Below are 19581 nucleotides of genomic sequence, written 5' to 3'. Positions count from 1 at the left end.
GAAACCATATAATTTTGCGCGAAGGTTCCCCTCATGACTGTCCAAGCCCCGATCCATCCCGGCGATCTGTTTGAAAACCCCGCTGGCCTTGATGGCTTTGAATTCGTCGAATTTTGCGCGCCTGAAAAAGGCATGCTGGAACCTGTGTTCGAGGCGATGGGCTTTGCGCTTGTGGCCAAGCACCGGTCGAAAGATGTGCATCTGTGGCGGCAGGGCGGCATCAATCTCATCGCCAATTACGAACCCAAAAGCGCGGCGTGGTTTTTCGCCCGCGAACACGGCCCGTCAGCATGCGGCATGGCGTTCCGCGTGCGCGATGCAGCCAAAGCTTACGATCATTTGATGGAGCAGGGCGCAGAGCCTGTCGCCAATGAACCCGGCCCAATGGAACTGCGCATCCCCGCGATCAGAGGCATTGGCGGCGCGATCCTTTACCTCGTTGACCGCTATCCCGATGCAGCGGGTGAGGGGCTTTCCATCTATGACATCGACTTTGAATATCTGCCTGGCGCGGACAAACATCCCGAAGGCTGCGGTTTCCAATTAATCGACCACCTGACGCACAATGTCTATGGCGGGCGCATGGCCTATTGGGCGCAATTTTATGAGAAACTCTTCAACTTTCAGGAAATCCGTTATTTCGATATCAAAGGCGAATATACCGGCCTCACCTCCAAAGCGCTGACCGCGCCCGATGGCAAAATCCGCATTCCGCTCAATGAAGAGGGCGAGAACGGCAAAGGCCAGATCGAGGAATATCTGCGCGAATATAATGGCGAGGGCATTCAGCATATCGCGCTGATCTGTGATGATCTGGTCGCCTGCTGGGACCGGCTACAAAAGCATGGCGTGCCGTTTATGACCGCGCCGCCGCAAACCTATTACGATATGCTGTCCGAACGCTTGCCGGGCCACGGCCAGGATGAGGCTGCCTTGCAAACGCGCGGCATTCTGCTTGATGGCACCACCGAAGGCGGCAGCCCGCGCCTGCTGCTCCAAATTTTTGCAGAACCGCGCATCGGCCCTGTCTTCTTTGAATTCATCCAGCGGGTGGGCGATTACAAAGACGGCTTTGGCGAAGGCAATTTCAAAGCTCTGTTTGAAAGCATCGAGCGCGATCAGGTCGCGCGCGGCGTGCTGGACGTGGCGGATTAGACAATAGTATCGTCATTGCGAGCCGCAGGCGAAGCAATCCATCGTCAGACATAACGTCTTGATGAACCATTCGAACATGGATTGCCGCGTCGCCTTCGGCTCCTCGCAATGACGAGGAGAGAGTGATGACCAAAACGACTACCAATCACCCCGTCAAACTGGGCGGCGTCCATCACGCGGCGTACCGCTGCAAGGACGCGAAAGAAACGGTCGAATGGTATGACCGCGTGCTCGGCATGGAATACACCACCGCCTTTGCTGAAGATCATGTGCCCTCAACCGGCGCATATGACCCATATATGCACGTGTTTCTGGATGCTGGCGGCGGCAATATTCTGGCGTTTTTCGAGCTGCCTAACCAGCCCGAAATGGGCAGCGATCCCAATACGCCGCAATGGGTGCAGCACCTCGCTTTCCGAGTGCCTGACGAAGCGGCTTTGATGGCGGCAAAAGATCACATTGAGGCGCAAGGCATCGACGTGCTTGGCCCTACGCATCACGGCATTTTCAAATCAATCTATTTCTTCGATCCCAATGGCCACCGCGTCGAACTCGCCGCCGATATCGGCACGGCTGAACAATATGCCGAGCTAAAACGCGTCGCGCCTGCAATGCTGGATGAATGGAGCGAGACGAAGAAAGCGCCGCGTCACGCAGACTGGCTGCACGAGCTTGCACGCAAAGAGCACGGGGCGGGTTAGTGAATTGTCACCGGATGAGGGTGACGGACGCTTGCTGCCTGTTCAAGTGAGCAGTACAAAATAATAGCAAAGCGCGATCCCTGCAAAAACCGAAGCCATGAACGCGCCTACCGAGATTTTCCAAAAAACGCTTTCTGATCCAATTCCTCGTTTCCAGCACAGTCGGTACAGATAGATGGACCATAGGAAGAACAGAAAAAGGGAAAGTCTGGGCCAATCCCACGAAAACAATCCCAGAGCTATCACTCCGAAAAAGACCTGACCTATGATCGCTGCGCCGGCCAATGCATGCGGAGAAGCATGCCCTTCGGCGCCAGGGAAAAGATCGAATTGCGGGGCTTCATTCATATGAGCTAGCCATGTTCAAACTGCAGGCCGCGCGGGCGTCACTGCTCCCGCACCAATCACCGTTCCCGTGAAGGCGCGACCAGCACGGCGTTTGCCAGCAGCAGGTCAAGCCCATCAAGATAAGCGCGCGTGGTGGGGTCTTGGGTGAAAGCAATTGTCAAACCGTCGCCCGAACGCTGCGCCATCAGATAGGGCTTAAACGCCATCTGGCGTCGGTTTTCGTCCCATACATATCCGCTGGCGAGCAATTGCTGCGGCCCGGCATAGCGTAGGACATTCACGCCATCCGCGCGGTCAAGCGGGGTGTAAATCTGCGATCCGGTGGCATTCACCACTGCGCGTCCGCCTTCTCCATCGCCATAGCCTGCCGATAGATAATGGTCGGGATCAGCCACGGTGTTGAGCAAAGCGCCGGGCAGATTATCAGGCAGGGCGGTTTCATCCTGAATGGCGGCGCGGTATTCTTCCTCGCTGGTAAACTCGCGTCCTTGGGCGAGAGGCGCGCTGGCTTCATCACCGCTTGCCGCCTCCAGCCCCAACGCTGCTTCCCTTGTGACAGACAGCAGCGCATCATCGCCGCCTGCAAAGGTGCGCAGCGAATTGCCCAAAGTCACCAGAACGCCGCCGCGCTTGACGAAATCCGCGATGGTGTTTCTGCCGCCGCGTCCAAGCGTCCCCGCAGGCGATCCATCGGGCACGACCAGCACATCATAATCAGACAAATCCGCACGCGCGAACCGGTCTGTGCGGATGGGGGAGACGGGCAGGCCAATCCGCCGCTCCAGCACATAGCGGGCCGATCCTGCGCTCAATTGCGACACGCCATCATCCCATGCCATCGCAACGCGCGGTAACGTCAAACGGACGAACGCTTCGCTGCCCAGATTGGGGCCGTCATCGACCCAGCTCGATGGCATGCGGGCCGTATGCGCGCCAATCTCGCGCGCCAGTTCGTCAAGCCGCGCCATGGCCTCGGCTGTGTTGCTTGCGGCCGGAAAGACCACTGTGCCGCGCCCAAATTTCCGCCCGTTCTGCGTAAAAGCCTCATCGGTAATGCGCGCTTCCAATCCTTCGCGCAAAGCGAGTGTGACAAGGCGCGCCTGCCCGCTATCGGTCCACGGGACAGCTACGGCGTAATTGCCGCTGCCCTCGGTTATCGGAGCGATAGGGGCGCTGGCATCCAAGGCCGAACCGCCCACCGCGCCGGTGCACAGCGACACGTCCACGCCCGACATCAGGCCAACAGACCATGCGGTTACATCGTAGAGTTCGTGCGGTTGATCCTCGGATCGGCGCTGTTCCTGCTCGATAATGAACTGGCGCGGCAATGGCGTGTTTGTGTCAAGCAGGCTGCGCACAAGCCGCGCGGCGGGCTGGGCCTGGGGAACGGCGAGATATCCTGCCGGGTAGCGCGTACCGCACACGCTGACAGGGCCATCGCGGCGCAAAACGGTGATGCCTTGGGCGGCCAATCTGCGGCCTAAACTTTCTGCATTCCAGCGGCGTTTCGACAGATCGATAACATAGCTGCCCCGGCCCGCTGCGCCATTGGCATTGCCCGCGCGGTAGGATGCAAAGCTGGAGAGGAAATAATCCGCATTCTCAGCCACCGCTTCGGCAGTGGAAAGGCTCGCGATGAACTGATTGCGCACAGTGGTCGCATAAGTCAGGGTCTCGCCATTGCGGCGGTCAAACAGCAGCCCGCGCGAAGAGCCTTGCTCATAAGTGCTGCCAATCGCGCCGTGATGCGCGTTCCAAGTGTCGCCATATCCGGGATAGAACAGGTCATAAACCTCGCGGGTGAAATAAGGCTGGCCCATTTCATCGAAGTACCGCGCATTGTTGCGCCCGATAATCTCATATCCGCGCAATTGTTCAGGGGTGATATTGGGATTGATGGGGTCTGCAGCGGGGCTGAAGAAATAGGTTTCATCCCCGCCCATTTCGTGGATGTCTTTCACCACAACCGGGTTCCATGCGCGCACGGCGGCAACTTTGCCGCGCGTTTCGGGCTGGCTTAAAGTGAACCAATCGCGGTTGAGATCGAACATGTAATGATTGACGCGCCCTGATGGCCACGGTTCGTCATGTTCTGCGGTTTGCCTGTCGCCCAGCGGGGTGAGACCCAAAGCGGTGCGGAAATTATGGACAAACCGCGCGCGGCCATCGGGGTTTTGCAGCGGATCAATAACGACAATGGTATCGCGCAGGATTTGCGTAACGCGCGCATCATTTTGCGCCGCCAGCATGTGATAGGCCATCATCAGCCCAGCATCAGTGCCCGAGATTTCATTGCCATGCACGCTATAGGCCAGCCAGGTGACGGGCAGCGCGCTGCCATTGCCTGCGCGGCCCGCTGCAATCGTGGCAAGGTCCGATTGGATCGCATCAATGCGCGCCATATTCTCAGGCGCGGTGATGACGAGGTAATGCAGCGGACGGCCCTGCCATGTCCGCGCATATTCCACCAGCCGCGTGCGATCCGGCGCAGCAGCGACCAGAGCGCGCAGATAGGCATGCGCTTCTTCAGGCGAAGTGATCCGCGCGCCCGGTTCATGGCCCACCGCGCTTTCAAGCGTCGGGATGGCAGCGTCAAATTCGCCATCGGCAAAGGATTGGGCGGATGCGGTAGTGGCCAGAAGGCCCAGACCCAAGGCCGCAATGCCTGCGGTTATTGTCTTTGCAAATCTGGCCGCGATGCGTGCGCTCATATCGGTCAATGCCCCTGATAAATTGTCGCAAAATACGCCGAAGCTATTCGGCCAAGGGCGGTGCAGGGTCAAGCGGCCTTTGCCTTCTACCCGAGCACATATCTCAGGTAGAGTGGCAAGATCTGACCAATTGCGGTGCACATTTGCAACATAATTGCCGCAATCGTTACGCTTAAGTTACAAATTGGCATGTCGTTCTTTACCCGACTTCGCACTTGCAGCATGTCTGATCGCTCAAACACCTTAGGAGGCCCTCTTGCAATACGCCAAATTCTCCCGCCACGCTTTGCTGTTTACCGCCGCAAGCACATTGCCGTTTGCTGCCCATGCGCAAGATGCGCCGCCCCCTCCAGCAGATGATGGTGCAGATGAACAGGTGATCGTGGTGACAGGTTCGCGCATTGCGCGCGATCCCAATGTTGGCGCGCCTGCCCCGATCCTGTCGGTGACTGCGGAAGAATTGAAGCGTGCGGGCACGGCCGATGTTGTCGACACTTTGCGCGATGTTCCTGCTCTCACCACCTCGACCAGCACGGATGGTTCGATTGATGGTGTGTTTTCCGAAGGCGTTGGCCAATCGGTGCTGAACCTGCGCGGGCTAGGCGCGAACCGCACTTTGGTGCTCGTCAATGGCCGGCGGCACGTCTCCGGTGTGGCTGGCGAACAGGCGGTCGATATCAACTCGATCCCGACCGCGCTGATTGAGCGGGTGGAAACGCTGACAGGCGGCGCATCCTCGATCTATGGTGCGGACGCTGTGACAGGCGTTGTGAACTTTGTTCTCAAAGATGATTTCGAAGGCCTTCAAGCCAACATCCAAGGGGGCCTTAGCGGTGAAGGCGATGCTTTCCGGATCAATGGCGATCTGACCTGGGGCACCAATTTTGCCGATGGTCGCGGCAATTTCGTGATCTCTGGCGAATATGCCCGTGCTGACGAAATCCAAATCGGCGACCGTGCATTTTCGCGCGACAACAACAATGAAGACGATCAGCCAAACCCGGCTCTGCGCTTTCAAACCGGCGAGCTTAGCGCCGCTGACACACCAAACTTTTTGGCCAATGGCGCATTCACTGGCGGTTTGATTCCCGGCAGCGCAGATGGCTTCACGCCAACGGCTGCTGAACAAGCCCTGCTTGACCGCGCAGCCAATTCCACCACTCGCCTTTTTGCGCGAGATCCGCGCTTCTCGCTGTCATCTGCTGGCGGCATTGTTGCACCCGGCGATATCGGGCTTAGCGACGGTCCGGATATCAACAATAACGGCATTGCCGATTGCCTTGAAAGCTCGGTCGGCTTTAACTCCACCTTTAATCCGGGCGCCTTCGGCCTTGCAGGCGGCTGTGCAGTTATCAATGATGACGGCTCGCTCAGCGTGTATCAGGATGGCCTTGTTACAGGCACGTTCAACCAGTTCGGCGGGAACGGCATTCCCAACGAGTTTAACGTAAACTCTCTGATCCCGGAAACCGAGCGTTGGTCGATCAATGCCAACTTCAGCTATGAGTTTTCTGACGAGGCGGAACTGTTCTTCGAAGGGAAGTATGTTTCGAACTCGGCTGAGTTTCAGGCCCAGCCCAACACCTTCTACGATCTGTTGACGATCCGCGCGGATAACCCGTTCATCACGGGCGATTTGCAGCAATTTGTCGCGCCGCTATTCTTTGGCGATGGGGTGGAAGAAGGGCTGTATCTCACGCGCGACCCGGCTGACCTTGGCCCCAACCGTGACCGTGAAGAATACGAAACATGGCGCTTTGTCGCAGGGATGCGCGGCGATATCACCGATCATTTCAGCTATGAGATCACCGGGAATTACGGCACCTTCCAGCGCACATCGATTGATAACAACCGCGTTATCACAGACCGCTGGTTCGCCGCGATTGACGTGATCAGCGATCCGGTAACGGGCAATCCTATCTGCCGTTCTGATATCGATCCCACCGCGCCTGCGACAACGCCATTTGGCATTCCCGTGGGCGATCCCGGCTTCTTCACCTTTAACCCCGGCGATGGCCAGTGCCGCCCGGCCAATGTGCTTGGCGGGTCAGGCGCGATCAGTCAGGATGCGATTGATTTCATCACCGCGACCACAACCGACGTGTTCGAGCTGGAACAATTGGTGTTCAGCGCGATCTTTACAGGTGACACCGGCGCGTTTCTTGAACTGCCGGGCGGTCCGATTGATTTTGTGACCGGTTTCGAATTCCGCGAAGAAGTGAGCCGGTCAAACTTTGACCCGCTGGTGCGCGGCGTGATCCCGGTGACAACCGCCGATGCCAATGAAGGCGATCTGATCCGCGATCTGCCAACAGCGGCGAACTCGCTGGTGTTCGATCCCGATGCAGTCATCGACAATGATGGCGGCGAATTCACGGTTTACGAATTGTTCGGCGAAATCCGTCTTCCCATCCTGTCAGGCGTTCCCTTTGCCGAAGTGCTTGAATTGGAAGGCGCGGCGCGCTGGTCTGATTACACGACCGTTGGCACCACATTCACTTGGAATGTCGGCGGGATCTGGGCCCCTGTGGAGGACATCCTGTTCCGCGGCTCTTATGCCCGCGCGATCCGTGCGCCAAACATCACAGAGCTGTTCAGCCCCGCACAGGGCGCAACATTCCGCCCGGTTGACCCATGCGATGTTGCAGAGCTTGCGACGGCGGCTGATCCGGCACTGCGTCAGGCAAACTGCACCGCAATCTTTGACCAATTGGGTGTCGATGAAACGCTTGGCACGGGCGCCTATGCCTTTGTTGATCCGCTCACCGCACGCTTTTCTGGTTCGGTTTCGGGCAATCCAGACCTTCAGGAAGAAACCGCCACCACCTGGACAGTGGGCGCGCAATTCACGCCGAGCTTTGTGCCTGGCCTCGTGCTGAGTGTCGATTACTACAATATTGAGCTGGAGGACGCGATCAACGCTGTCAGCGCGCAGGACATCGTCGACAATTGCGTGGATTCAGCCTCGATTGATAACCAGTTTTGCGCCAATGTGGATCGCCGCGCTGACAATGGCGGTTTCCGCTTTCTGCGTCAGTCGGTGGTGAACTTCGCGCGGCGCGAAACCGCTGGTATCGAGGCATCTGCCCGGTTCAACTTTGACCTTGGCGATCACGGCTTCACGATCAATGCTGGCGGCACATGGGTTGAAAAACTCGATGATTTCTTCGACCCCAGCGATCTGACTTCGGTCGATCCAGAGCTTGGCGAATTGCAGCGTCCCGAATGGGCCGGACGCGGTTCACTGACATGGGATTGGAACGGTCTGAGCGTGACTTACGGCGTCACTTATCTTGACGCGATGGCACTGCGCTCTGCTGAGATCGAGGCCATCGGTGATGGACCAAACTTCCAGTTCACGCGTGAAAATGGCGTGGGGAGCGATGTGTTCATTCACGATATCTCGTTCAATTACGAAGCCACCGACCAGTTCACCGTCTATGGCGGTGTGAACAATCTGTTCGGCCGCGATCCTTACACAACCGAGCAAGCCTATCCGGTCAGCCCGGTGGGCACATATTTCTTCCTCGGCGCAACAGCGACGATGTAAGGCGGGTTCGCTGATCAAGTCACTTACAAGAGGGGCGGGCTGAAAAGGCTCGCCCCTTTTTTGTTTCAGATGGGGGAATGCGTGATGATACCAAGGCGGCAATTTATGGGCGGGCTGATGGTCGTCGGCGGGGCGCTGGCGGCGTGCAGCGACGTGAGCGGTGATGGAGCCGGAGGAACGGCGAGTTCGGGCGCTGCAAAGGCGCTTTCCGCGCAAGACTTGGAAGATGCTTTGGTCGGCTCATCCTATCTTGGCACGGGCGGCGGCGGGAGCTTAGCCGCAGCGCGTGAGCTTATTGCAGCAGACCTTGCTGCAGGTCACACATTCAACGTCTTGAGTGTGGCCGATTTGGCTGATGAAGACCGCGTTGCGTGCCCCTATGGCCTTGCCAGTCTTGCCCCGATGAGCGATGCAATGGCGGCGAAATTGGAGGCGGCTGAAAACCGAATTGAACTGCCGGTTCAAGGTGCCTTTACCGCGCTCGAAGAGCATTTCGGCACCAAATTCTCAGGCGTGATCCTGGGTGAGATTGGCCCCTTGAGTTTGGCCGAGGCGCTTTCTACCGCCGCGCGGCTGGATGTTCCGGCTCTCGATGCCGATACGGTGGGCCGCGCCGTGCCAGAGATTAACCAGCACTCGGTGAAAGTCGCCGGAGTGCCGCTTACCCCCATTGGCGCAGCAACGCCTTTTGGCGATAAAATGGTGGTGAAAGAGCTGGGTGATCCCAGCCGGGCAGAGGATGTCTTGCGCGCCGTCGCCGAAGCCAGCCAGGAATGCGGCGTGGCGGATTCGCCGATCACGGGCGCGCAGGCCAAAACCGATGGAGTGCTGGTGAAAGACAGCCTCACGCTGGCGCGCAAACTGGGCGCAGCGGTGCGCATAGCCAAGGCAGACGGCAGCGATCCGATAGCCGCCGCGATTGCCGCAGGGGATGGCTATCTGCTGTTCACCGGCACAGTCAGCGATTTCAATTGGCGCGATGAAGACGGGTTTTTGAAAGGCGATCTGACATTGGCGGGCACCGGCGATTTTGCAGGTCAAAGCTTTGCGACCGAATATATCAACGAACATCTGATCGCGCGCCGCGATGGGAAGGTTGCAGCCACCTGTCCCGATCTGATCAGCGTGATCGATATGGAAAGCTATGACGGGCTCAACAATCCCGATTTCAAGCGCGGGCAGCGCGTGAGCGTGGTGGGCTTTCGCTGCGATCCTTTGTGGCGCAGCGATGCAGGGCTGAAAGTGTTCAGCCCCGGATATTTCGGGTTCGACGTGCCTTACACCCCGATTGAAGAGCTGATCTAACGCGCCGCTTGGCCCCGCGTCCGGTCTGAGCAATACCGATTTGCTTTACGCCAGTTTGCTTTGCGCCAGATCGCTTTGCAGCAGGGCAGGCGAAGGGGCGGGAGCAGGGGGATCGGTCACCACATCCTTGCGCTGATCTTCGGCATTGCTCACGCGGTCGCGGCCCGTTGCTTTGGCCTTGTAGAGCGCTGCATCTGCGCGGCCAAACAGGCTTTCATAACTTTCTCCTTCGCGCGCTGTGGCAATACCGAAACTCGCCGTCAGCCGGATGTCATCGTTCAGCCCGTCATGAGTGAGGCTGGCAAAGGCCAGTCTGATGCGTTCAGCGAGCCGGGCAGCGGGCGCGTTTTCGCAATTCCACACCGCGATGCAAAATTCCTCGCCGCCAATCCGGCCTGCATTGTCGCATCCGCGCACCATATTTTGGATAAGGTCGCCAAAGCTCGAGATCGCCTGATCGCCAGCCTGATGGCCCCAAATGTCATTCACTTGTTTGAAGTGGTCGATATCGGCCACCACCAAGCTTAGCGGGCGCCTTTCGATCTGCGCTTTGGGCAGCAGATTGCGCATGGTTTCTTCGAAAGCCCTGCGATCCTGCAACCCTGTCAGCGTATCGCGTTCGCTGCTGGCGCGCAGCGCTGCGGTCCATTCCGCGATAGAGGCCCCGATCAGCACCATGGCTGTCGCAATCCCTTTCAGAGCAAGGCCAAGGCCGATCAACGAATAATACAAAGATTCCCGGTAAACTTGCGCCGGGATTGCCCCTTCGAACAGCAATGTAAGGTTGGGTCGGATGAAAAAGTCCGCCGCCTGATACACCATCACAGCGATGATCGCGGCATCAACCAGCGTGCGGCGCGGGGCGGCGAGCAGGGTCGCAACGCCAATCGTGAACATCACGCCATAACCTGTGTTGACGATAATCAGCCGCGCGCTCACATCATTGGAAAAGCTGATCGCCACGCCTAGAACCAGAGCGGTGATGATGTAGACGCAGACTAAGCTCACCAAATGCGAATTTTGCCCGGCGCGTTCGCACACCGATGCTATCATCACTATCGACCCAAGCGCGTAGAAAAACTGGCTCGCGTGGAAGACGTAAATGGCATCGACCGGCAGAAAATGAGTGAGCAAAAAGCCTATCGCTGACAGGGCATAGGCAATGCCAAATCCCAGCACGTGCCGCTGCAACCGGCCAACCCGCCATAAAACTACAAATGTTGCGGCAAAAAACAGCGCCATAATCGGCGTTATCAGTCCCAATATCTGTGCTTGCATTGACCCGATGCGCCCCCTTGAAAACGCCTTAGGCAAGGAAGGTTAACGCAGCCCTTAGGGTTACAGCGCAGCGCCAGCAAAAATCACCATTTCCCATGGCGAAGATTTGACCTGTGATTTTGAGAAAATGGCGGAGACGGAGGGATTCGAACCCTCGATACCCGTTACCAGGTATGGTTCCTTAGCAGGGAACTGGTTTCAGCCACTCACCCACGTCTCCGCGCCGCATTTTGGCTGCGAGGCGTGGGCTATAGTCATGGTTCTGGCGGGCGGCAAGGTGGCTTTCGACAAAATTGCGCTCTGCGCCGCATCTGATGCCTGCCGCTGCATAGAAACCCGCAGTTCTCGCCCGCCAATTCGCCTGCGGTTCACGTCACTTGCTCTAATCCGATTCCATTCAACGCGTTTTCGATTCGGTCTGTCGCCTTTTCGATTGCTTGGACAGGCGCGTTCGATTCTGCTTGCGCCCAGCACAATTGCTGCATTTTGCCGCCAAGAGGTATTGTCATGCTCTCGTTTTTCGTTCGCACTCCCGATGTTCTTTCCCGATTTGCCATTGCTCTGCTGGCGGCATTCGCTTTGGCCAGCACCGGGACAATCGCGAGCGCGCAAGGGGTGGAGACATTTGACCCCGACGAGATTTTTGCAGCCCCCGAAACAGCGGCGCAAACGGCGGCGCAAACAGCTTCGCAGGCTGCGGGACAGACGGCCAGCCAGCCTGCGCGAACCCCGGCGAGCCGAACAATTGACGCCGATCTGGCCGATCCGGGTGCCGTTCGTGCGCCCCAGCCTCCGACCTATACAGCACCCACCTACACAGTTCCTGGCGATAATGCCCAGCAGCCGGTTCCATCCCAGCCCACCAGCGAGCCCGGATTTGAAGGCGTGTTTGATCCCTATTCCGATTACGGCGCGGCTGGTTCTGCGCAGACATCGGCGGCGGGCCCCGATATTGCCGCAGGCGAAAGCGCGCCTGCCATTCCGACAGCGAGCGCGCAGGATGCCAGCACTTACGGCGAAGATGACCTGATCGGCGCTGCCGAGGGCGTGTTTGGCAAAGGCGCAGAAGGGCTTGCCCGGATGATCCAGGGGCTGCTGAAAGATCAGGGCCAGCCCAATGGCTATATCGTCGGGCGCGAAGCAGGCGGTGCGTTCGTTTTTGGCGCGCGCTATGGTTCGGGCACTTTGCATCACAAGGTCGAAGGCCAGCGCAAAGTGTACTGGACGGGCCCCTCTGTTGGCTTTGATGCGGGCGCGAATGCAGCGAACACCTTTATCCTTGTCTACAACCTTTATGACACGCAGGAATTGTTCAAACGCTATGCTGCGGGCGAGGGGCAGGCCTATTTGATTGGCGGATTGCACGCGAGCTATGTGCGCCGGGGTGATAAAGTGCTCATCCCCATCCGTATGGGCGTGGGCGCACGGCTTGGCATCAATGCCGGCTATCTGAAATTCTCTGAAAAGCAGCGCTGGTTGCCATTTTAAGTCGCCAGTTACGGCAAAGTCGCAATTATCGAGCAAAAGGCGGTTGCAGCGCGCGGCCAAGCGCGCCATGGCACGCGCGTTATGCTCAACAACCTTGAACCCCAATCGCCCGATGCGCTGCTGGCGCTGATCAAGCTTCACGCGGCTGATACCCGCCCTGATACGATTGACCTTGGCGTCGGTGTCTATCGCACCGGTCAAGGCGATACGCCTGTATTTGCCGCGATCAAAGCGGCTGAACAAAAGCTGGTCGATGAACAGCCTTCCAAAAGCTATCTGGGACCAGAGGGCGATATGGGGTTTGTCACCGCGCTGATGCCCTATATCTTTGGCGGCGATCCGACCATGGGCGGGCGCATTTCGGGGATGCAGACGCCGGGCGGCACGGGCGCTGTTCGCCTTGCGCTCGCATTGGCGCAAAAAGCAGGTGTGAACCGGCTGCATATGGGCACGCCCAGCTGGCCCAATCACGCGCAGATCATCAATGATCTTAAGCTCGAGCTTGCCGCGTTTGATCATGCCAATCCCGATGGCACGGCCAATCTCGATGCGGTTCTGGCCGCAATTCGGGGCGCGCGCGAGGGCGAGGCCATCCTGCTTCATGGCTGCTGTCACAATCCCACCGGCATTGATTATTCCGCTGAAGACTGGGACGCGATTGGCGATGCGATTGCGCAAAGCGGCATCTTTCCGATCATCGACACCGCTTATCAGGGGCTGGGCGGGGGTCTGGAGGAAGATGCGGCCGGGCTACGCTCTGTCCTTGCTAAAGTGCCCGAGGCGTTCATCGCTTACAGCTGTGACAAGAACTTTGGCATGTACCGCGACCGGGTGGGCGCGTTCTATGTGATGGCGGATGAGGCGGATGTTCTGGACAAGGCATTTTCAAACGCCAACGCGCTGGCACGGGCCAGCTGGTCAATGCCGCCCGATCACGGCGCGGCTGCTGTTCGGCTGATCCTGCGCGATGCCGATATGACGGCGCAATGGACCGATGAACTTGACCAGATGCGCGAACGCATGCGTCAGGTGCGCGCGCGGCTGGCTGATGCTGGTATGGCGGGCAGTGTCGATCTTACCCCGCTCGGCAGTCAGAACGGATTGTTCTCCATGCTGCCTGTGACCAAGCAGCAGGTCGTGCAATTGCGCGAAGAGCACGGGATTTACATGGCCGCATCGGGCCGGGTGAACATTGCTGGGTTGACCATGGGCAATATCGACAAGTTTATCGCTGCGATTGCCGCTGTAACGGGTTGATTGACGGGGCGAAAGGAAACGCCAGCGCAATGGCCAGCACGATGGATCGCCAGCCCACCCTTACAGGGGACCGCGTTACGCTGCGTCCGTTGGTGCAGGACGATTGGGGGGATCTGTTCGCCATCGCGTCAGACCCCGCCGTATGGGAACAGCATCCCATGCACGACCGCTGGCGCGAGGATGTTTTTGCTGAATTTTTTGCCGATGCTCTGGCCAAAGGCGGCGCGCTTGCCGTGATTGATCGGGCCAAGGATGCAATCATCGGCTCCACTCGGTTTCAAGCCTACGATCCAGAGGATGGCGGATCAGTGGAGATCGGCTGGACTTTCATCGCGCCGCTCTATTGGGGCAAAGGCATCAATGCGCAGATGAAACGCCTGATGCTCACCCATGCGTTTGAAAGCGTTGAGCGCGCCGAATTTCGCGTGGGCGAGACCAACTACCGATCACGCATAGCGCTGGAGAACATCGGCGCCGTTCGCACAGATCGCACCGAGCTTGCCCGCTATCAGGGCAAAAGGGTGCTCCATATCGTCTATGAAATCACGCGAGCCGGATTTGAGGCAGGCCCGCTTTGTGCGCCTTCCTAAAGCCGTTTGCACCTGGATTGATATCTACCCGGTTCTAAGATAACTTCATCGCGCCGATGCCGATCTAGCGGCTAAGGATGGAGGAGGAGGCTGCGCTGCCATTTGTGGCAGGGTGGAGCGCTTTGCGATACGGCCCGGACCGCCTTCGCATGGCAATCCTCGCGTCCTTGGAAAATCAAAGTCATGCCTTATACGCGGCACAATCTCGCCTATCGTCTAAGCCTTTCTGATCGGCTGGCGATCCGCCATTTTCGCAAATCCCTTCCCCGCCAATACGCCAAAGATTTCGACCAAAGGCTCGCAGTCATCATGCAAGCGGAGCGCAAATATTGCGATGACCCAGCCACGCAAAGCCTGACCATTTTTGCGGCCAGCGCATTGGCTTTGTACCGCGTCTTGCTTGCGCATTGCTCAGATGTCCAAAGTGCAAGGGTTGAGGTTTCTAAGCCTATCACAAGCATGGGCAGGCGAACCTCGAAGGTGATGATGTGGCTCATGAGTGCCTCATCGCGGGATCCTTTTGAAAGCGTGCGCCGCTATTCGCGTGAGACGGCGCCGCGCCTCTACGGACCCAGCTTTGCAATCGGTTTTGAGGAGGAGGATGCGAGCAGCTTTGTAAGCGTGGTTAGAGCTTGCGGATTTAAGGAAATCCTGGACCGTCACGGCGCACCAGAACTGCTTGGACTGTTCTGCGAATGGGATCGCGTTTGGATAGACGCTTTACCGTCCAGCATCAGATTTAACAGGCCGCAAACCATCGCTTCAGGTGCTGCCACCTGCAGGTTTGAGTTTGACCGAAGATAACAGGCGGGGCGCTTTGGCGAATTTGCCATGCGCCCCGGCCTGCCCGGTTAAAACCCGAACGCGAACCCTGCCTGCGCGATCACTTCGCCTTCGCCGCTATTGCCAGCAACGCCAGCGGTTAGCGCCAGATTGTCGCTCGCGCGGCCTGTCATGGTGAGAGCAAAGCCCTGTTCGCCGCGATAGGTGGCGACATTGCCTGCGATGACGAAATCCTTGCCCGGCATGGCAATCGCGCTGCCCAATGCGGCGGCAGCTGCGATCCCGCCTGCAAGGCTTTCTTCGGCATCCTCCAGCGCAAATTCAAGGCCCGTCAGCCGGCTGTCGAGCCCGTTCACTCGGCTTTCCAGCGCGCCAAATTGCGCATCGGTAACCTGCGCTAAAGCGTTCATCGACACGCGCACATTGGCAACGGATGCTGCGGTTGCAGCCTGCTGGCGGCCCAAAGTGCCGTTCTGATCTATCGTGACGACATCGACCGGCCCCTGCTGTGCATCGGTGGAGGCATCGATATCGCCGATCCGCACGCTTGATCCTGCGCCGCCCAGCGACACCTGATCGTTACGATTGGTGGCCGCGCCCGCGCCAATTGCGGTGGAGCGGGTGTTCGATGCGACCGCTTCAAACCCGACAGCGGTGCTGGCAAAGCCGCTGCCTACGCTGTTTTCGCCCACGGATGTGGCGCGCTCGCCTGCATTGGCGCCAAAACCCACGGCTGTTGCGCGCGCGCCGGTTGCGCGGCTGTCTTGCCCAACGGCTGTGGCTCGTCCGCCGGTTGCCCCTGCGGTGTTGCCCACGGCGGTGGCGCTGGCCGCGGTGGCAAAGGCATTGCGGCCCAAAGCGGCGCTGGAAAGGCCAGAGGCCTGCGTTCCCGTGCCCAATGCAGCGGAGTTTTCTGCCGTGCCGCGCGCGCCCGATCCAACGGCAAGCGCATTGGCATTTTGGGCAAAGGCATCCGCGCCCAAAGCGGCGCTTTGAAGGCCTGTGGCAATCGCGCCATTGGCATCGCCATCATCGCCGTCGCCGCCGATTGCAATCGCGCTGATGCCGGTTGCCTCGGTTGCCTGACCCAGCGCCACCGCATTATCCATTGATGCAAGCGCGTCCTGGCCCAAGGCTGTGCTGCTTATTCCTTGAGCAAGCGCGCCATCGCCAAATGTGGTGGACCGGTCCCCGATTGCGCTCGCGCTGGTGCCAAAGGCAGCTGAATTGTCGCCATCAGCCTGCGAATTCACACCAAAAGCGGTTGAGAAATTGCCCGTGGCGTTCGCAGTCTGACCAATCGCTGTGCCAAATGTGCCGGTGGCGTTGGCCAGCGCGCCGATGGCGGTTGCTGCCGCTCCTGTTGCGACCGACCCATTGCCAAGAGCCGTGTTGTTGCTGACAGAGGTCGCATTCTGACCGAGGGCAACCCCGCTGCCCGTCGTGCTTGCGCCTTGGCCAATTGATGTGCCGCCTGCCCCTGTGGCAGAGGCGCTGGCGCCAATAACTGTCGCGCCGTTCGCATTCGCCATACTGTCTGCGCCAATGGCAATCGTGTTATCCGCCAGCGCCTGTGCGCCTTCGGTGTTGCCATCGGGCCCATCACCGCCAATCGCGATGGCGCCAGCGCCTGTGGCATCAGAAGCATTGCCAACTGCCAGCGATCCGATGCCGCTGGCATTGGTGTTTTGACCCAATGCGGTTGCCTGCGCTGCGGTGGCGTTGGCCGCTTGGCCAAAGGCAGACGTGTTCGCCGCAGTGGCGGTCGCGAAATGGCCGACCGCTGACGAATCGGATCCGGTAGCATCGGAAATGCGTCCGACAGAAATGGACCGATCGCCCTGCGCATTCGCGCTGCTGCCAAAAGCGCTTGCGAACGATCCCGTCGCCTCCGCCCCGACGCCGCACGCGACCGATGCGTCATCGTCATCGGAATTGGCGCTGCCATCATTGTCCGCCGTGCCGATATCAACCTGGCCATCATTGTCGCGATCAAGCAGACAATCATCCGCAAGTGCAGCCTGCGGCGTGGCCATCAGCGCGAACGTGCTGGCCGCCATTGCAGTTGAGATCAGAAATTTGGTGTTCACGTTTTTTCCCCTTCAAATCGGCATGCGCGAAAGCAGGCTATCGCCATTTGGCAAAGGCGGCGGCATCATTTTCGCAGCAGGCTTCTATCGAGCCTTCGCGCAGGGGAATTAGCAGTTTTGTGCGTTAATGGCTTGCTCAAATCCGATCCAAATTTGGAACACTTTGTTAACCATAACGCCGCGAAAACAGCGCGAAAACAGCGCGAAAGCGCGGATTAACCGGCGGCGGTCAGCCCTTGCATTCGCCGCAGATAACGCGCCAGAACATCAATCTCCAGATTGACCTCGTCGCCCGTTTTAAGCGCGCCCAAAGTGGTGACTTCGCCTGTATGCGGGATGATATTGAGCGCAAAATCGCAAGTTCTATCAGGCTTGTCGCGCACATCATTGACGGTGAGCGAAACGCCATCGACCGTGATTGATCCCTTTTCAGCAATAAAAGGCGCCATTTCTGCGCGCGCGCGGATGACGATTTTCCAGCTATCTCCGACCTGGCTTGCAACCACGACTGTGCCGATATCATCGACATGGCCGGTGACGATATGCCCGCCCAATTCATCGCCCATGCGAAGCGATGGTTCAATATTGAGGCGGCTGTCTTTTTCCCACATCCCGGCCCGCGTGCGGCTGACGCTTTCGCCGGACACATCGACATCAAACCAGGCGTCGCCAGCGCTGCCGCCGCGATCCACCACTGTCATGCAGGCCCCTGAACAGGCAATCGATGCGCCAATATCAATGCGTGCCGGGTCAAGCGGCGCGGCAATCCGCACGCGCAAATCGCCGCGTTGATCGCTGGAAGTGACGGTGCCGATGGCGGTGACAATGCCGGTGAACATCTTGAGCAGGTTCCTTAAAGGTTACGGCGGCGCAAATAGACCTCGAACGTGTCGCTGCCAAGCGTTGAGCGATGCGAGCGGTGCCAGCGGTCATGCGCCTCGGTCAAATCGGTAAGGCCAAGCGGGCCGCTTGCGCGCAGCCCATCGCCAATGATGATAGGCGCGCGGTAGAGGTGCAGTTCATCCACCAGATCCGCTTTCAGGAAACTCGCAGCAGCCCCTGCGCCCCCTTCGATGTAAAGGTAATGCACATCGGCCAATTCGCTGATCGCATCCGGTGAAGCGATAACGCGCGCGCCTTTTGCGGTGCCGCTGGTCAGCACGATCCGCTCTGGACTGCGCGCAGCAAGGCCGGGCAATCGCACATCAAGGCGCGGCTGGTCCTGCCGCCAGGTTCCCCCGCCGACAAGGATCGCATCGTTTTTGGCGCGCACCGCATGGACATGCGCGCGCGCGGCCTCTCCCGTGATCCATTGGCTGGTCCCATCGGCAAGCGCGATGCACCCATCCAGCGACATGGCAAGTTTCAGCGTGACATAGGGCCGCCCGAGCCTTTGCTTAGTGAGAAACCCCGCCAAACTGCGTGCAGATGCCTCATCATCCAGCACCTGCGCCGCGATGCCCGCCGCTTCCAGAGCCGCAATCCCTTTGCCTGCGGTGCGCGGGTCGGGATCGATCTGCCCGATAATCACGCGTGCAGGCTCAGCCTTTGCCACCACTTCGCAGCATGCTGGCCCGCGAGCCGAAATGTGCGCGCAAGGCTCCAGCGTGACATAGATATCCGCGCCCTGTGCGCCGGCCAAGGGTAATGCGCCCAGCGCGTGCTTTTCCGCATGAGGCCGCCCGCCAGCCTGCGTCCATCCGCGCGCAATCAGACGGCCTTCTTTCACCACAAGAGCTGCAACACCCGGATTGGGCCGCGCAATTGGCCGCGCGCGGGCCGCCAGCCGGGATGCGGCTGCCATCCAATCGCGATCTGTGGGGGCAAAACTGGCCATTGCCCTGGCTATTGCGAACCGCCCTCTGGTTCGCCTTCATCGCTGGCAGCTTCTGCCTGCCGCGCTTTTTGTGCGGCCATTTGTGCGGCTTCTTCAGCGGCGCGTTCGGCTTCGGCTTCGGCTTCAATCGCATCGACATCCATACCTGATGCCCGGCCCAGCGCTTTGTAAGCTTCTCGCTTGCGTTCAGCGAGCATTTCAGCATTCGCCTCGCGCAGCTCCTTAATCTCTTGGTTGGCAGCGTTGGAGGCAGCGATCTCGGCATCGCTTCTGTCAGGATCGAACGAGGTGATATAAGTGATCTGCGGGCGTTCCGGATTGGTGTAGACCTCTTCGGATGCGGCCCAATAGATGATCACAAGAATAGGCAGGATAGACACCGCCAGCATGGGCCAGCGATAGGGGTTGGGTTTGCGAAATTCACTCCAGAAATCCGCGATCCCGGTCTTGGGATTAAAACGTGAAACAAAAGCCATGGAGCAGAATAT

Annotated in this window: 15 protein-coding genes and 1 tRNA gene; 8 read left to right on the top strand and 8 right to left on the bottom strand. The window is 58.9% G+C overall.

Going from position 1 to position 19581, the window contains the following annotated elements; translation table 11 throughout:
• Positions 1-33: 33 nt before the first annotated feature.
• Both hppD and AC0V6W_RS05945 read left to right on the top strand, forming a co-directional pair.
• Complete coding sequence (gene hppD, locus AC0V6W_RS05950; RefSeq protein WP_486148121.1) at positions 34-1155, top strand: 4-hydroxyphenylpyruvate dioxygenase; 1122 nt, start codon at positions 34-36, stop codon at positions 1153-1155.
• Positions 1156-1280: 125 nt separating this feature from the next.
• Positions 1281-1856 (top strand): VOC family protein, encoded by a 576-nt coding sequence (locus AC0V6W_RS05945; RefSeq protein ID WP_486148119.1) that lies wholly within the window; start codon positions 1281-1283, stop codon positions 1854-1856.
• Between the two features lie 42 nt (positions 1857-1898).
• On the opposite strand, the gene AC0V6W_RS05940 is transcribed toward AC0V6W_RS05945, so the two are convergent.
• Together AC0V6W_RS05940 and AC0V6W_RS05935 are read right to left on the bottom strand one after the other, a co-directional pair.
• Positions 1899-2204 carry a hypothetical protein gene (locus AC0V6W_RS05940; protein ID WP_486148117.1) on the bottom strand — a complete coding sequence of 102 codons (306 nt, stop codon included), beginning with the start codon at positions 2202-2204 and terminating at the stop codon, positions 1899-1901.
• A 56-nt stretch (positions 2205-2260) separates the two neighbouring features.
• Positions 2261-4915, bottom strand: a complete 2655-nt coding sequence (locus AC0V6W_RS05935; RefSeq protein ID WP_486148115.1) for a M14 family metallopeptidase — start codon at positions 4913-4915, stop codon at positions 2261-2263.
• A 256-nt stretch (positions 4916-5171) separates the two neighbouring features.
• On the opposite strand from AC0V6W_RS05935, the gene AC0V6W_RS05930 reads away from it, so the two are divergent.
• Entirely contained in the window at positions 5172-8465 is a 3294-nt protein-coding gene (locus tag AC0V6W_RS05930; RefSeq protein ID WP_486148113.1) for a TonB-dependent receptor domain-containing protein, read from the top strand.
• A 105-nt stretch (positions 8466-8570) separates the two neighbouring features.
• The gene (locus AC0V6W_RS05925) at positions 8571-9770 is read left to right on the top strand and encodes an S-methyl thiohydantoin desulfurase family protein (RefSeq protein WP_486148111.1); all 1200 of its coding nucleotides are present in this window, start codon (positions 8571-8573) and stop codon (positions 9768-9770) included.
• A 45-nt stretch (positions 9771-9815) separates the two neighbouring features.
• On the opposite strand, the gene AC0V6W_RS05920 is transcribed toward AC0V6W_RS05925, so the two are convergent.
• Entirely contained in the window at positions 9816-11048 is a 1233-nt protein-coding gene (locus tag AC0V6W_RS05920; protein ID WP_486148109.1) for a GGDEF domain-containing protein, read from the bottom strand.
• A gap of 128 nt (positions 11049-11176) precedes the next feature.
• Positions 11177-11268: transfer RNA gene (locus AC0V6W_RS05915), tRNA-Ser, on the bottom strand.
• Between the two features lie 287 nt (positions 11269-11555).
• Here AC0V6W_RS05915 and AC0V6W_RS05910 point away from each other — a divergent pair.
• From AC0V6W_RS05910 to AC0V6W_RS05895, 4 genes are all read left to right on the top strand, one after another.
• Positions 11556-12536 carry a DUF1134 domain-containing protein gene (locus AC0V6W_RS05910; RefSeq protein ID WP_486148107.1) on the top strand — a complete coding sequence of 327 codons (981 nt, stop codon included), beginning with the start codon at positions 11556-11558 and terminating at the stop codon, positions 12534-12536.
• Between the two features lie 81 nt (positions 12537-12617).
• Positions 12618-13793, top strand: coding sequence for an amino acid aminotransferase (locus tag AC0V6W_RS05905; RefSeq protein WP_486148105.1), 1176 nt, complete (start codon positions 12618-12620; stop codon positions 13791-13793).
• Positions 13794-13822: 29 nt separating this feature from the next.
• Complete coding sequence (locus AC0V6W_RS05900) at positions 13823-14383, top strand: GNAT family N-acetyltransferase (protein WP_486148103.1); 561 nt, start codon at positions 13823-13825, stop codon at positions 14381-14383.
• A 183-nt stretch (positions 14384-14566) separates the two neighbouring features.
• On the top strand, positions 14567-15187 hold the full coding sequence (locus AC0V6W_RS05895; protein ID WP_486148100.1) for an L-2-amino-thiazoline-4-carboxylic acid hydrolase: 621 nt from the start codon (positions 14567-14569) through the stop codon (positions 15185-15187).
• A 47-nt stretch (positions 15188-15234) separates the two neighbouring features.
• On the opposite strand, the gene AC0V6W_RS05890 is transcribed toward AC0V6W_RS05895, so the two are convergent.
• From AC0V6W_RS05890 to AC0V6W_RS05875, 4 genes are all read right to left on the bottom strand, one after another.
• Positions 15235-17256 (bottom strand): YadA family autotransporter adhesin, encoded by a 2022-nt coding sequence (locus AC0V6W_RS05890; protein WP_486148098.1) that lies wholly within the window; start codon positions 17254-17256, stop codon positions 15235-15237.
• 215 nt (positions 17257-17471) lie between these two features.
• The gene (locus tag AC0V6W_RS05885) at positions 17472-18095 is read right to left on the bottom strand and encodes a riboflavin synthase (protein ID WP_486148096.1); all 624 of its coding nucleotides are present in this window, start codon (positions 18093-18095) and stop codon (positions 17472-17474) included.
• A gap of 14 nt (positions 18096-18109) precedes the next feature.
• Positions 18110-19093, bottom strand: coding sequence for a bifunctional diaminohydroxyphosphoribosylaminopyrimidine deaminase/5-amino-6-(5-phosphoribosylamino)uracil reductase RibD (gene ribD, locus AC0V6W_RS05880; RefSeq protein WP_486148094.1), 984 nt, complete (start codon positions 19091-19093; stop codon positions 18110-18112).
• A gap of 8 nt (positions 19094-19101) precedes the next feature.
• Positions 19102-19569 (bottom strand): hypothetical protein, encoded by a 468-nt coding sequence (locus AC0V6W_RS05875; protein WP_486148092.1) that lies wholly within the window; start codon positions 19567-19569, stop codon positions 19102-19104.
• Positions 19570-19581 lie beyond the last annotated feature (12 nt).

It is taken from the genome of Erythrobacter sp. JB1-7 (assembly GCF_057365015.1).
The sequence above is the reverse complement of the archived record's forward strand: the minus strand, read 5'-3'. Positions and strand labels throughout refer to the sequence as shown.

Excerpts from the sequence above, each read along its gene's own strand:
- AC0V6W_RS05900 (WP_486148103.1), top strand. The coding sequence starts at position 13,823 with ATGGCCAGCACGATGGATCGCCAGCCCACCCTTACAGGGGACCGCGTT.
- AC0V6W_RS05885 (WP_486148096.1), bottom strand. The coding sequence starts at position 18,095 with ATGTTCACCGGCATTGTCACCGCCATCGGCACCGTCACTTCCAGCGAT.
- AC0V6W_RS05945 (WP_486148119.1), top strand. The coding sequence starts at position 1,281 with ATGACCAAAACGACTACCAATCACCCCGTCAAACTGGGCGGCGTCCAT.
- AC0V6W_RS05875 (WP_486148092.1), bottom strand. The coding sequence starts at position 19,569 with ATGGCTTTTGTTTCACGTTTTAATCCCAAGACCGGGATCGCGGATTTC.
- AC0V6W_RS05940 (WP_486148117.1), bottom strand. The coding sequence starts at position 2,204 with ATGAATGAAGCCCCGCAATTCGATCTTTTCCCTGGCGCCGAAGGGCAT.
- AC0V6W_RS05910 (WP_486148107.1), top strand. The coding sequence starts at position 11,556 with ATGCTCTCGTTTTTCGTTCGCACTCCCGATGTTCTTTCCCGATTTGCC.
- AC0V6W_RS05905 (WP_486148105.1), top strand. The coding sequence starts at position 12,618 with ATGCTCAACAACCTTGAACCCCAATCGCCCGATGCGCTGCTGGCGCTG.
- AC0V6W_RS05935 (WP_486148115.1), bottom strand. The coding sequence starts at position 4,915 with ATGAGCGCACGCATCGCGGCCAGATTTGCAAAGACAATAACCGCAGGC.
- AC0V6W_RS05920 (WP_486148109.1), bottom strand. The coding sequence starts at position 11,048 with ATGCAAGCACAGATATTGGGACTGATAACGCCGATTATGGCGCTGTTT.
- AC0V6W_RS05895 (WP_486148100.1), top strand. The coding sequence starts at position 14,567 with ATGCCTTATACGCGGCACAATCTCGCCTATCGTCTAAGCCTTTCTGAT.
- AC0V6W_RS05925 (WP_486148111.1), top strand. The coding sequence starts at position 8,571 with ATGGGCGGGCTGATGGTCGTCGGCGGGGCGCTGGCGGCGTGCAGCGAC.
- hppD (WP_486148121.1), top strand. The coding sequence starts at position 34 with ATGACTGTCCAAGCCCCGATCCATCCCGGCGATCTGTTTGAAAACCCC.
- ribD (WP_486148094.1), bottom strand. The coding sequence starts at position 19,093 with ATGGCCAGTTTTGCCCCCACAGATCGCGATTGGATGGCAGCCGCATCC.